The sequence below is a fragment of the Nocardioides sp. OK12 genome, assembly GCF_024341885.1.
GTDB classification, from domain to species: domain Bacteria; phylum Actinomycetota; class Actinomycetes; order Propionibacteriales; family Nocardioidaceae; genus Nocardioides; species Nocardioides marinisabuli.
Genome location: NZ_BNET01000002.1, coordinates 433,915 through 446,671, shown reverse-complemented (window position 1 = coordinate 446,671; position 12,757 = coordinate 433,915). Strand labels below are relative to the sequence as shown.

The window sequence follows — 12,757 nt, the reverse complement described above, 5'->3', positions numbered from 1 at the left end:
CCGGGGACTCATGCAGACCGCTCGAATCGGCGTACGGCGGCGCCGCCGGTAGAATCGATGCGGCCGGATCCGGCCGTTCGTCAATCGAAAGCGACGCCGCTCCCGCATGTCTGGACAGACCACTCGTACCGATCTCCGCAACGTCGCCATCGTGGCGCACGTCGACCACGGCAAGACCACGCTGGTCGACGCGATGCTCCGCCAGGGCGGCGCGTTCACCGAGCACCAGGCCGAGGGCGTCGCCGAGCGCGTCATGGACTCCGGTGACCTCGAGCGCGAGAAGGGCATCACCATCCTCGCCAAGAACACCGCGATCCACTACGCGGGTCCGGCGGCGGGCGGCAAGCCGATGACCATCAACATCATCGACACCCCCGGCCACGCCGACTTCGGTGGCGAGGTCGAGCGCGGCCTGTCGATGGTCGACGGCATCGTGCTGCTGGTCGACGCCTCCGAGGGTCCGCTGCCGCAGACCCGCTTCGTGCTGCGCAAGGCGCTCAACGCCGACATGCCGGTGATCCTGGTCGTCAACAAGACCGACCGCGGCGACGCCCGCATCGCCGAGGTCGTCGACGAGACCTACGAGCTGTTCATGGACCTGCTCGACGAGAGCCACAGCCAGGACGCCCTCGACTTCCCGGTCGTCTACGCCTCGGGCCGCGCCGGTGTCGCCGGCACCGACCAGCCCGCCAACGGCGAGCTGCCCGACTCCCCCGACCTCGAGCCGCTCTTCCAGACGATCCTCGACACGATCCCCGCCCCGACCTACACCGAGGGCGCGCCGCTGCAGGCGCACGTCACCAACCTCGACTCCTCGCCGTTCCTGGGCCGGCTCGCGCTGGTGCGCGTGCACGAGGGCACCCTGAAGAAGGGCCAGACCGTCGCGTGGATGAAGCGCGACGGCGAGACCAAGAACGTGCGGATCACCGAGCTGCTGGTCACCGAGGGCCTCGAGCGCAAGCCCGGCGAGTCCGCGGGCCCCGGCGACATCGTCGCGATCGCGGGCATCCCCGACATCACCATCGGCGAGACCCTGGCCGACCCCGAGAACCCGGTCGCGCTGCCGCTCATCCACGTCGACGAGCCGGCCATCTCGATGACGATCGGCACCAACACCAGCCCGCTGGTGGGCCGGGTCAAGGGCGCCAAGGTCACCGCGCGCCTGGTCAAGGACCGTCTCGACTCCGAGCTCATCGGCAACGTGTCGCTGCGCGTGCTGCCCACCGAGCGCCCCGACGCCTGGGAGGTGCAGGGCCGCGGCGAGCTGGCCCTGGCCATCCTGGTCGAGCAGATGCGCCGCGAGGGCTTCGAGCTGACCGTCGGCAAGCCGCAGGTGGTCACCAAGGAGATCAACGGCAAGGTCCACGAGCCCGTGGAGCGCCTGACCATCGACGCGCCCGAGGAGTACCTCGGCACCATCACCGAGCTGCTCGCCTCCCGCAAGGGCCGCATGGAGCAGATGACCAACCACGGCACCGGCTGGGTGCGCATGGAGTTCCTGGTCCCCGCCCGCGGCCTGATCGGCTTCCGCACCGAGTTCCTCACCGACACCCGCGGCACCGGCATCGCCCACCACATCTCCGAGGGCTACGAGCCGTGGGCCGGCGAGATCCGCTCGCGCAACAACGGCTCGCTGGTCGCCGACCGCAAGGGCGCGGCGACGGCGTACGCCATGACCTCGCTGCAGGAGCGCGGCGTGCTGTTCGTCGAGCCGACCACCGAGGTGTACGAGGGCATGATCGTCGGCGAGAACTCGCGCGCCGACGACATGGACGTCAACATCACCAAGGAGAAGCAGCAGACCAACATCCGCTCCGCGACCTCCGACAACTTCGAGAAGCTCATCCCGCCGAAGAAGCTGTCGCTGGAGCAGTGCCTGGAGTTCTGCCGCGACGACGAGTGCGTCGAGGTGACCTCCGAGCAGGTCCGCATCCGCAAGGTGGTGCTCGACGCGAACGCCCGCGCCAAGACCGCCTCGCAGGCGCGCAAGGCCAACAAGTCCTGACCCGCGCCTGACGCCGTACGCCGACGCGCCCCGTCGCCTCCCGCGTGGGAGGGGCGGGGCGCGTCGTCGTCCCCGGGCCCCGGGTGCGGTCCGGGCCACCCCGGGAGCGCCGGGCAACCGTCGACCAGGCACGATCGGGGGCGTGAGCACCGCCCCCTCCCCCGCCCCGGACCTGCTGAACCTGCGCGACGTCGGGGGTCTGCGCACGACCGACGGGCGCACCGTGCGCCCCGGGGTGCTGCTGCGCTGCGCGACCCCGGCGTTCGTCGACGCCGAGCAGGTCGCCCGCCTGGTCGAGGAGCTGGGCGTGGCCACCCGGGTCGACCTGCGCAGCGAGAAGGAGGCCGTCGAGGCCACCAGTCCCGCCTTCGACGCGGTGGCCGCCGAGCACCTGGAGGTGCACGCCGGCCCGGCGCGCTGGGACTTCGACTCCGCCCACCAGAGCGACTGGGTGGCCGGGCACTACCTGCGCTTCACCGAGCACTCCGCCGACTCGCTGGTGGGCTTCGCGCGGCTGGTGGCCGACCCGGCCCGCACCGCCGTGCTCGCCCACTGCACCGCCGGCAAGGACCGCACCGGCACCGCCGTCGCGCTGACCCTGGCCGCGGTGGGGGTGCGCGAGGACGACGTGGTCGCCGACTACGCCCGCACCGAGCAGGCGATGCCGCTGCTGCGCGAGCAGTTCCGCCGGCTGCCGTCCTACCAGGAGCGGCTCGAGGCGCTGCCCGCCGAGGCGTTCGGCTCCACCCCCGAGACGATGCGGCGCTTCCTGCGCCTGGTCGAGCAGACGTACGGCGGCGCGCGGGCCTACCTGCGCGACCGCGGTCTCGGCGACGGCGAGCTGGCCGCTCTCGAGCGGCAGCTGCTGGCCTAGGTGCCCGCCCCGAGCAGCTCGTCGCGGCGCGCCACCAGCACCGCCTCCTTCGACTCGGCCTGCAGCAGCCGGTCGACGAGCCGGCGGCGCACCTCGCCGACCGCGCCCCGGGCCTCCGCGACGCGGGTGGCGGCCTCGCCGATCCGCTCGCGCACGGCCCAGTCGCTGAAGATGTTGTCGAACCACACGTCGAAGGCGCGCACCAGCTGGGTGATCTCGATGCCGCCGACGGGCTCCATGCCCACGTCGGCGAGCTCGACGCCGAGGTCGGAGAGGGCGTCGTCGGCGCGGCGCATCAGCGCCTGCGCCTGGTCCATCCGGTCGTACTTGACCACGTCGGTCAGCAGCCCGCCGTCGAAGAAGGTGTCGGCGGTCGACCAGCCGCGCGCCGAGCTGAGCAGGTTGTCGGCCTGGGCCAGCGCGTCGGCGGCGTCGTCGGCGGCCCCCAGCGCCTCGCGCAGCTCGGTGGTCGTCGAGCGCACCGCGCCGAGGTCGGAGGCGAGCTGGGCCAGCTCCTCGGCCTCGGGGGCGCCGGTCTCGGCCAGCCACGCCGCCTTCGCGTCGAGCGCTGCCGCGCGGCGGGCGGCGACGTCACCGAGCGCGTCGTACGCCGAGCGCAGCGCCGCGCAGGCCTCGCGCGCCCGGTCGCGGCGCAGCTCGACGACGGCGACGGTGTACTCGGCGCGCTGCTGCTCGGCGCGCTCGCGGTCGAGGTCGGACTCGCGGCTCCCCCGCAGCCCCGCCCAGATCCGGGTGGGGCTGAACGACTCCAGCCGGGCGACGTCGGCGCGCTCGTCGGCGAGCCGACCCCGGGCCTCGGCCACCTGCGCCTCCGCGGCGGCGAGCTCGGTGTCGGCGACCTGCAGCCGGGTGGCCAGCCGGGCCTGCTCGGCCGCGGCCTCGAGCGCCGCCTCCAGGTCTGCCTGGACACGGTGCGGGTCGCGCGGGGGCTGGTTCATCGGACACACCCTAGTGAGGGTCGCCCCTGCCCGCGGGCCTAGGTTCGGGGGGTGAGCCGCCGCCCCGTCCCGCAGGTCGGCGGCACCCCGTCCCGCGCGCTGCTGCCGACGCTGGCGCTGCTGCCGACGCTGGCGCTGCTGACGACCATCACCGCGGTGGTCAGCAGCCTGGGCGCGCCGCTGGTCCCCAGCGTCGCGACGGCGTACGACGTCCGGCTGGGCACGGCGCAGTGGTCGCTGACCGCGGCGCTGCTGGCCGGCGCGGTCGCGACGCCGGTCGTGGGGCGCTTCGCGAGCGGGCGGCTGCGCCGGCCCACGATCCTGGTGGGTCTCGGCGTGGTCACCCTCGGCACGGTGGTCTCCGCGGTGTCGGCGGCGCTGGAGCAGGGCTTCGGTGTGCTGGTGGCGGGGCGGGCGCTGCAGGGCATCGGGATGGCGCTGCTGCCGCTGGCGATCGCGGTGGCCCGCGACGCGCTGGCCCACGAGCGGCAGGACCGGGCGATCGCGCTGCTGTCGGTGACGACCGTGGCGGGCGCGGGGCTGGGCTACCCGGTGACGGCGCTGGTCGCGCAGCTCGGCGGGCTGGGGGCGGCGTACGCGCTGGGCACCGCGATGACCGGGCTGACCTGGCTGCTGGCGTGGCGGCACCTGCCCAGCAGCGCCGACGAGACGCCGGCGCGGGTGGACTGGTGGGGCGCGCTGCTGCTGAGCGCGGCGATGCTCGCAGTGCTGCTCGCGGTCTCGGAGGGCGAGGTGTGGGGCTGGGCCTCGCCGCGCACGCTCGGCCTGGCCGCGGCCGGTCTCGCGGGGCTGGTCGTGTGGGTGCGCGTGACGCTGCGCAGCCCCTCGCCCCTGGTCGACCTGCGGCTGGCCACCCGCCCGGGCGTGGCCGCGCCCAACCTGGTCGCAGCGGTCGCGGGGCTGGGCATGTACGCCCTGCTGACCCTGGTGGTGGTGCTGGTGCGCGCCGACGAGCCGGGCTTCGGGTTGGACCGCTCGGTGCTGGTGGCGGGGCTGATCCTGGTGCCGTACTCGCTGATGAGCGTGCTCGGCAACCAGCTGGCCCGCGTCGTGCGCCGCCGCCTGGGCCCGCGCTGGCTGCTGCCGACCGGCTGCTCGATGTTCCTGGCCGCGACCCTGGGCCTGGGCCTCTTCCACGACCACCTGTGGCAGGCGCTGCTCGCGATGGCGCTCGGCGGCGCTGGGTCGGGCTTCACCTTCTCCAGCCTGGCGGTGCTGATGGTGCCGCACGTGCCGCGCGCCGAGACCGGCTCGGCGGTGGCCTTCAACCAGGTGCTGCGCTACCTCGGCTTCACCGTCGGCAGCGCGCTGAGCGTCGCGCTGGTGGCGGCGTACGGCGGGGGCGACGGCGGGTTCACCGCCGCGCTGCTGACCCTGACCGCGGTGTGGGTGGTGGCGGGGGTCGGCGCGGTGCTGCTCGACCGGCCGCCGCTCAGCCGCGCAGCACCTTCTCCATAGCCTTGCCACGGGCGAGCTCGTCGACGAGCTTGTCGAGATAGCGGATCTTGCGCATCAGCGGCTCCTCGACCTCCTCGACGCGCACCCCGCAGACGACGCCGGTGATCCGGTCGGCCGCCGGGTGCAGCTCGACCTCGTCGAAGAGGTCGGCGAAGGTCGTGCCCGCCTCGAGGTGGCGCTCGAGGCCGGCCTGGTCGAGGCCGGTCAGCCAGCGGACGACCTCGTCGACCTCGGCGCGGGTGCGGCCCTTGCGCTCGACCTTGGCGACGTAGAGCGCGTGGACCGAGGCGAGGCTGGTCGTGCGGATGTCGTGCATGCGACGAGGCTACGCACCAGGAACTGGGCGGCGAAGGTAGGCGGGTGTCCGGGCCGGCGGGAGTCTCAAGACCGCGGGCCCGGGCATCCGCAGGAACAGGATGCACCCGGCGCCGCGCCGCGTCACTGCTCCTGCGGACGAATACCCGATGTTGGGGACGCGACCCCTCCCCAAGGGAACTGACACGTGTCAAGATCAGCGCGTGCTCCTCGACATCCAGCTCGACGCCCGCCCCGACCAGGCCGCCACGCGCGCCGCCGAGCTCGCCGCGACGGGGGTGGCCGGGCTGTTCACCTTCGAGGGACCCCACGACGTCTTCCTCCCGCTCGCGGCCACGGCCAGCGCCGGCGTCGACGTCGACCTGATGACCAACGTCGCCATCGCCACACCGCGCTCGCCGCTGCACCTGGCGCACGCGGCGTACGACCTGCAGCTGATGAGCGGCGGCCGGTTCCGGCTCGGGCTGGGCAGCCAGATCCGCCCGCACATCGAGAACCGGTACGGCGCCACGTGGTCGCGGCCCGCGGCCCGCATGCGCGAGGCGGTGCTGGCGACCCGCGCGATCCTCACCGCCTGGCAGGACGGCACCCGCCTCGATTTCCGCGGCGAGTTCACCAAGCACACGCTGATGCCGCCGACGTTCGTGCCGGGCCCCAACCCGCACGGGGTGGCGCCGGTGCTGCTCGGTGCGCTCGGCCCGCTGATGACCCGCGCGGCCGGCGAGGTCGCCGACGGCCTGCTGGTGATGCCGTTCCACAGCCACCGCCACGTGCGCGAGCGCACGCTGCCGGCGCTCGAGGAGGGCCTGGCCGGTCGCGGGCCGGGCCGCCCGCGCGAGGAGTTCAGGATCTACCCGCAGGCGATCGTCTCGATGGGCACCACGCCCGAGGAGCAGGCCGCCGCCGACCGGGGCGTGGGCGGGCTGCTGGCCTTCTACGGCTCCACGCCGGCGTACCGCTCGGTGCTCGAGATGGAGGGCTGGGGCGACCTGCAGCCCGAGCTCAACGCGCTGTCGAAGACCGGCGCGGTCGCCGAGATGATGGCGCTGGTGACCACCCGCCACATCGAGACGATCGCGGTGCGCGGCACTCCCAGCGAGTGCGCGGCCGAGCTCAAGCGCCGCTTCGGCGACCTGACCGACCGGGTCTGCTGCTACTTCCCCGGGTACGACGTCGCGCCGGAGCAGCTGGGCGAGCTCGTCGCCGCGCTGCGCGACTGAGCCCACCCCCTGGGTTGTCCTCGCGGGGGTGAGCCGCGGGGGTGGTCGGTCGCGTTGGGTAAAGCCCAGCCCCGAGACCTCACCACGCCCGGGTGGTAGCTCTCCACCCGACTCGGGGTGGACGGGGTGCCGGGGCCCCGGTCCGGGCAAGGAGCCGGGGTCCCGGTCCGACATGCGCAGGACCCCCGCACCCTGGTGGGTGCGGGGGTCCTGGTGCCTCGGCGCGCTGGTGACGCGTGACCGAACCTCAGCGCGAGGCGGAGGAGACGATCAGTCGCCGACCTTCTTGGCGGCCTCGGTGGTCGCCTTGGCGGCGTTCTCGGCGGTCTTGGCCGCGGCGGTGCCGGTGGCCTTGGCCGAGGACTGCGCCGGGGCGGAGGCCTTCTTGGCGGTGGTGGTGGTCGACTTCGCGCCCGTCTTGGCGGCCGTGGAGGTCTTCTTCGCGGCGGTCTTGGTCGCGGTGGTCGACTTCTTGGCGGCGGTCTTGGTCGACGTCGAGGCCTTCTTGGCGGTCGTGGTGGCCGCCTTGGTGCCCTGGGTCTTGGTGGTCTTCGCCTTGGCCGTGGTGGTCTTGGCCGAGGTGGCGGTGGCCTTGGTCGACTCCTGGCGGCGGATGCGGGTCACCAGGGTCTCGCCGCGCTTGGCGAGGTCGGTGTAGGTCGCGGTCGCGGTGCCCTGGACCTTGCCCGGCAGGGCGAGGGCCTCGGACTGCAGCTCGGCGACGCGGGCCTCGATGGCGCTGCGGCGGGCCTTGGCGTCCTCGGTGAGGGCGTCGACGCGGGCGTTGACCGTGGTCACGGCCTGCTTGCGGAGGGCCTCGGGCTTGAGGTCGATGTCGGTGACCGACTTCTGCACGTCGGCGACGCGGGTCTGCACGTCCTTCTGGACGCCGGAGATGCGGGTCTGCACGTCGGTGACGTACTCGCGCACCGTCTCGACGACGAGGTCGGCCACGCCGGCACCGGCGTAGAGACCCTTGGTCGCCTCGGACTTGATGTCGAACTTGGTCTTGGCCATGTCGGCTCCTTCGGTTGGTTTCCCGGTGGACGCCGGGCGATCTGGTCGTACCGCTCGGGCGAGCGGCGTACGTCGTGTGGTCGTTCAGTCCTCGTCGGTGACGGGCGGCTGAGCCTCGCCGGTGGCGATGTTCATCGCGATGAAGGACTGGTAGACGTCGAGCAGCGACTGCTTCTGCCGCTCGGTCAGGGCGGGGTCGCCCAAGACCGCGAGCTCCACGGACCCGCCGGTGCCCTCGTCAGGACTGACGATGCCGGCACGGATGTAGAGCTGCTCGGCGGAGATGCGCAGCGCCTTGGCCAGCTGCTGCAGCACCTCGGCGGACGGCTTGCGCAGCCCGCGCTCGATCTGGCTCAGGTAGGGGTTGGACACGCCGGCCTGCTCGGCGAGCTGCCGCAAGGAGAGCTGCGCACTGGTGCGCTGCTCCTTGAGGTAGTCACCCAGCGTCCCGACTGCGTTCGAGACCTTTCCCTTTGCCATGTCCCCCATCATGCTTGCTGCTGCTAGCGCTTGCAAGTGCTAGCGGGTGTGTGACGAGTCACTACCGGTGAGTAACCCCAATGAAACATGGGGAACCCGTTCGCTAGCACCGCTAGCAGCAGCTGACAGAGTAGAGAGGGGCGCTAGCGGAGTCACTGGTTGAGCAGGGAGGCGCCCCAGCGCCGACCGTCGTGTCCGTTGGTTGAGCAGGGAGGCGCCCCAGCGCCGACCGTCGTCGAAACCCGGCAACCACCGAGCAGACCTCTACACGGAACCGGGTACGCGAAAGCCACCAGCCCGCCACCGCCCGACTACCCTCTCCCGGTGCAGCGCCGACGCCTGATCGCCATCGCGATCTACCTGATCGTGTCGGTCCTCGCGCTGTTCCTGGTCGCCGGCCACGGACCGTGGACGGGCCGGGTCCTGTTCACCGTGAGCCAGAGCCACGGCATGCACGCCGGTGACATCCCCGTGATCCTGCTGTGGCTCGCCGGCATGGCGTGCAGCGTCGCGCTGTGGCGCGACGACTCCCCCTGACCGTTGGTCGAGCAGGCACGCACCACCGTTGGTCGAGCAGGGAGGCACCCCAGCGCCGACCGTCGTCCAGACCCGGCGAGGACCGAGCAGACCCCTACGTCCGCCGGTGGAAGCTGACCTGGTTGTCCCCACCGATCTCGGTCTCGTACTCCGGGTCGTGGATGCGTCGGTGGTGGTACGGGCACAGCAACCGCCCCCGCTCCACCTTGGTGTGGCCGTCCCTGCACCAGAAGTCCTCGTGGTGGGCGTGGCACATCGCGGGCGGGGCATCGCACCCCTTCGCGGTGCAGCCGCCGTCACGCACCCCCAGGGCAAGACGCTGCGGGACGGTGAACAGCCGCTGGCTGCGCCCCACGTCGAGCGGCTCGCTCCGGCCGCCCAACACCACCGGCACGATCCCGGCCTCGCACGCCAGCCGGCGCGCGGTCGCAGCGCTCACCCGCGCACCGGTGTCGAGCGTGGCCGCGGCCAACCCACCCTGCAGCGACTCCAGCGTCATCGTCACCACCACGGTGGCGTTCACCCCACCGGCCCGCGGAAGCCCAGCCGGGTCGAGGCGCTCGACCAGCTCCACGAACGCAGCCCCCAGGCGCTGCGCGGTCGGACGACGTACCGGCACCGCGGCCTCGTCAGATGTGTCCTGGTCGTCACCGGTGACACGGGTGGCGACCTGGTGCTTGGGGGCCGCGAAGGCCAGCAGCGCCCGCTCGAGCATCTGCCCCACGAGCAGCGGCACCGTGAAGGAACCCCGGATACGGCCGTGGCCGTCCTCACGCATCCGGAACACCGACGACCTCTCCGCCTCGCGCTCCTCACGATCGAGCAGCTCGGCCTCCCACGCCTCCCCCACCTCCGGGGCGACCACATCGAGAATGCGACGCCCCAGCACCCTGAGCGCCTTCGCGTCGTGCACCTGCGCGAACTCGACCAACGCCGCAGTGGCGTCTCGGAGGACCGCCGGGTCGAGGTCGTCGGGCAACGCGTCCAACGACGTACAGATCACCGACGCCTGCTCCGCGACCAGGTCCCCGCGCCCCAGCGCTTCACGCACCAGCACGTGACGAGCCAGGCCCTCGGCCAGGCGTACCTGCCGGAACGACTCCCGCTTGGTGCACCGGGTGACGTTGGAGTGCCACACCGCCAACGACGGCGAGGCGTTGCGCTCCTGCACCCCGACGGTATCGGCATGGGTCAGCAACCCCGAGCGCACCTCGACCAACATGGCCTCCACCCGCGCGACCTCCGCCAGCACCTCAGCAGCCTCGCCCTGGCTCATCGACCACAACGGCGTACCCGCGACCTCGCTCAGCACCGAACGCACCCGCGCGACAGCACTCCCGACAGGGTGCGCGGCGGTGGTCGACATGAGTAAAGTATCTCAGGGCCCACCGACAAAGCACCAGGTCAAACCCCGTTTTCAACAGGCAGATCGAAAACTTTTTCGAGCATGGATCTCGAGGTGCAGAAGTGACCGGTCGAGGGTTCAAACCTGACCGGTCGGTGGTTCGAAAGTGACTGCTCGGCTGTCAGCCGTGCAACCGCCGGTACGCCGCCGCGGCGCCGGGGTGCAGGGGCACCGAGCCGGTCTGAATCATCGAGGGCGGGGCGAGGTACTGCACGCCGCGGGCCGAGCTCGGCACCAGCGCGGCGGCGTCGCGGGCGAGGGTCTCGACGACGGCGCCGGCGAGGTCGTCGGCGAGGTCGGGGCGGGCCAGGAGGAGGTTGGGGACGCCGATGGTGGCGGTGCCGGCGGCGGCGTACGCGACGTCGGGGGCGCGGCGGGCGCGGTAGGGGTAGCCGGAGACCTCGGCCATCGGCTCGGCCCAGCCGCCGAGGTCGAGCATCCGCAGCGGGCGGGTGCCGTCGAGCGCGGCGATGGCGGGGGTGGGGATGCCGCCCGACCAGAGCACCGCCTCGACCGAGCCGTCGTCGAGCTCGCGCAGCGACTCGGCCAGCCCGGCGTACCGCACGTCGGCCGCGGGGGCCGCGAGCCCGGCCGCCTCCAGCAGCACCGCCCCGGAGACCGCCGCCCCGGACCCGGCCGCGCCCAGCACCACCGAGCGCCCGCGCAACCCGGCCACGTCGCGCACCGGGGAGTCGGCGCGCACCAGCAGCTGCAGGTAGTTCTCGTACGTCCGCGCCAGCGCCACCACGTCACCGCTGCCCGGATCGCCGCCCGGGTCGCCGACGCTGTCGGCCAGCGCCAGCCCGACGTCCGCTTCGCCGCGCCCGAGTCGGCGCAGGTTGTCCACCGACCCGGCGGTCACCGCGACCTCGACGTCCAGACCGTCGACGCGCACCTCGAGCCGCGGCGCCAGCAGCGCCGCGAACGCCGCGTAGATCCCGCCGTCGTCACCGGCCGCCACCCGCAGCCGCCGTACGTCGGTGCCGCACCCGGCCAGGACGGCCGCGAGCACCCCGGCCCCGGCGCCCCCGAGCAGCACCCGGCGGCTCACACCCGTCACCCCGGTCACGAGAGGCCCCCGTCGACGGGGTGGGTGATCCGCACCAGGACCCCGCCGCGCGGCCCCGGCCCGACCACCAGGTCGCCGCCGGCGGCCAGCAGCAGCTCGCGGGCGATGGCGAGCCCGAGCCCCGAGCCGTGCGGGTCGTCGGAGCCGCGCCAGAACCGTTCGGCGGCGCGCTCCCACTCCCCCTCGGCCAGGCCGGGCCCGTCGTCGTCGACCTCGACCACCACCAGCCCGGAGCAGGCGGCCCCCGAGGCCGAGGCCCGCAGCGCCACAGCCGCGCCCGCCCCGGCGTGCCGCACGGCGTTGTCGAGCACGACGTCGAGCACCTGCTCCACGTCGTCGCGGGCCACCTCGACGTCGGGCACCGGCCCCGCCACGGCGACCGTCTGCCCCGCCGCGTCGAAGGCGGGCGCCCACGCCTCGACCCGCTCGGCCAGCACCCGCGCCAGCGGCCCGCGGGCCTGCGGGGCGCGGGCGCCGGCGACCCCGGAGGTGCCGCTCTCCTGGGCGCGCGCGAGACGCATCAGCTGGTCGAGCAGGCGCTCGAGGCGTTCGAGCTCGGCGGTGAGGCCGGCGTGGGTGGCGGCCCCCGACTCGTGCAGGTGGCGGCCCAGCGAGTCGGCGCGCAGCCGCACCGCGGCCAGCGGGTTGCGCAGCTGGTGGGAGGCGTCGGCGACCAGGCGCCGCTGGTCGTCGAGGGAGCGCTGCACGACCTCGACCATCCGGTTGAACTCGTCGACCAGCCCGCGCAGCTCGGGCGGTCCGCTGGCCAGCACCGCGTCGCCGCGCCCGCCGGCGGCCAGGTCTCGCGCGGCGCTCTCGAGCGAGCGCACCGGCCGCACCGCCCACCGGGACAGCCACCGGGCCAGCCCGAGCGCGGCGAGCATCAGCAGCACCCCGACGAGCAGCACCCACGCCCATCCGCGGGCCACGTCGGCGGCGGCGTCGCCGGTGTCGACGCGCAGCAGCGCGAGGGCCGCGACCTCGCCGTCCTCGAAGGCCACCGCGCTGCGCAGCGGCTCGGCGCCCGACCAGGGCAGCACCCGCTCCAGCGCCGGGCTCGGCTGGCCGACCAGCCCGACCCGCACCGCGTCGGCCACCTCGGCCGCGTCGACGTCGAGGGACCCGGCGGCGGCCACGACCGCACCTCCGGCGTCGGTGACGAGCACGTCCTCGCCGTAGAGCTCGTGGTAGCGCGCGACGGCCGCGACCACGTCGCCCTCGCGTGCGCCCAGCTCGGCCAGCGCCACCAGCTGCCGGTCGCGCTCCACCGCCAGCGCCGCCGTACGACGGTCGGCCAGGGCGAGCGCGAGCGGCACCGACAGCGCCAGCAGCGCGCCGACCAGCAGCAGCCCCACCACGAGCCGGACCCGTCTCTCCACCTGCTTCCCCTGCCCGAG

12 protein-coding genes are annotated in these 12,757 nt (G+C 73.7%); 5 read left to right on the top strand and 7 right to left on the bottom strand.

Going from position 1 to position 12,757, the window contains the following annotated elements; genetic code table 11:
* Positions 1–106: 106 nt before the first annotated feature.
* Both typA and OCU29_RS06260 read left to right on the top strand, forming a co-directional pair.
* Positions 107–2,005 carry a translational GTPase TypA gene (gene typA / locus OCU29_RS06265; RefSeq protein ID WP_261819227.1) on the top strand — a complete coding sequence of 633 codons (1,899 nt, stop codon included), beginning with the start codon at positions 107–109 and terminating at the stop codon, positions 2,003–2,005.
* 142 nt (positions 2,006–2,147) lie between these two features.
* A complete protein-coding gene (locus OCU29_RS06260) occupies positions 2,148–2,879 on the top strand; it encodes a tyrosine-protein phosphatase (protein ID WP_261819226.1) in 732 nt (243 codons plus the stop codon).
* Here the strand turns inward: OCU29_RS06260 and OCU29_RS06255 are convergent.
* On the bottom strand, positions 2,876–3,838 hold the full coding sequence (locus OCU29_RS06255) for a hypothetical protein (protein ID WP_261819225.1): 963 nt from the start codon (positions 3,836–3,838) through the stop codon (positions 2,876–2,878). The two genes, OCU29_RS06260 and OCU29_RS06255, sit on opposite strands and share 4 nt — an antisense overlap.
* A 51-nt stretch (positions 3,839–3,889) precedes the next feature.
* Here OCU29_RS06255 and OCU29_RS06250 point away from each other — a divergent pair, with 51 nt between their 5' ends.
* Positions 3,890–5,317: an MFS transporter gene (locus OCU29_RS06250; protein WP_261819224.1), complete on the top strand. Its 1,428-nt coding sequence runs from the start codon at positions 3,890–3,892 to the stop codon at positions 5,315–5,317.
* Here the strand turns inward: OCU29_RS06250 and OCU29_RS06245 are convergent.
* Positions 5,292–5,633 (bottom strand): DUF2200 domain-containing protein, encoded by a 342-nt coding sequence (locus tag OCU29_RS06245; protein ID WP_179615374.1) that lies wholly within the window; start codon positions 5,631–5,633, stop codon positions 5,292–5,294. The two genes, OCU29_RS06250 and OCU29_RS06245, sit on opposite strands and share 26 nt — an antisense overlap.
* Before the next feature lie 202 nt (positions 5,634–5,835).
* Between OCU29_RS06245 and OCU29_RS06240 the strand changes: the two genes are divergently transcribed.
* Complete coding sequence (locus OCU29_RS06240; RefSeq protein WP_261819223.1) at positions 5,836–6,852, top strand: TIGR03617 family F420-dependent LLM class oxidoreductase; 1,017 nt, start codon at positions 5,836–5,838, stop codon at positions 6,850–6,852.
* Between the two features lie 270 nt (positions 6,853–7,122).
* On the opposite strand, the gene OCU29_RS06235 is transcribed toward OCU29_RS06240, so the two are convergent.
* Positions 7,123–7,869, bottom strand: coding sequence for a hypothetical protein (locus OCU29_RS06235; protein WP_261819222.1), 747 nt, complete (start codon positions 7,867–7,869; stop codon positions 7,123–7,125).
* An 84-nt stretch (positions 7,870–7,953) separates the two neighbouring features.
* Positions 7,954–8,349 carry a helix-turn-helix domain-containing protein gene (locus tag OCU29_RS06230; RefSeq protein ID WP_261819221.1) on the bottom strand — a complete coding sequence of 132 codons (396 nt, stop codon included), beginning with the start codon at positions 8,347–8,349 and terminating at the stop codon, positions 7,954–7,956.
* A 324-nt stretch (positions 8,350–8,673) separates the two neighbouring features.
* On the opposite strand from OCU29_RS06230, the gene OCU29_RS06225 reads away from it, so the two are divergent.
* The gene (locus tag OCU29_RS06225) at positions 8,674–8,886 is read left to right on the top strand and encodes a hypothetical protein (protein WP_261819220.1); all 213 of its coding nucleotides are present in this window, start codon (positions 8,674–8,676) and stop codon (positions 8,884–8,886) included.
* Between the two features lie 94 nt (positions 8,887–8,980).
* Here the strand turns inward: OCU29_RS06225 and OCU29_RS06220 are convergent, their stop codons facing one another.
* The 3 genes from OCU29_RS06220 to OCU29_RS06210 form a co-directional block, all read right to left on the bottom strand.
* The gene (locus tag OCU29_RS06220) at positions 8,981–10,252 is read right to left on the bottom strand and encodes an HNH endonuclease signature motif containing protein (RefSeq protein WP_261819219.1); all 1,272 of its coding nucleotides are present in this window, start codon (positions 10,250–10,252) and stop codon (positions 8,981–8,983) included.
* Between the two features lie 160 nt (positions 10,253–10,412).
* Positions 10,413–11,351, bottom strand: a complete 939-nt coding sequence (locus OCU29_RS06215; protein WP_261819218.1) for a TAXI family TRAP transporter solute-binding subunit — start codon at positions 11,349–11,351, stop codon at positions 10,413–10,415.
* A gap of 5 nt (positions 11,352–11,356) precedes the next feature.
* The gene (locus OCU29_RS06210) at positions 11,357–12,739 is read right to left on the bottom strand and encodes a HAMP domain-containing sensor histidine kinase (protein WP_261819217.1); all 1,383 of its coding nucleotides are present in this window, start codon (positions 12,737–12,739) and stop codon (positions 11,357–11,359) included.
* Between the last annotated feature and the right edge of the window lie 18 nt (positions 12,740–12,757).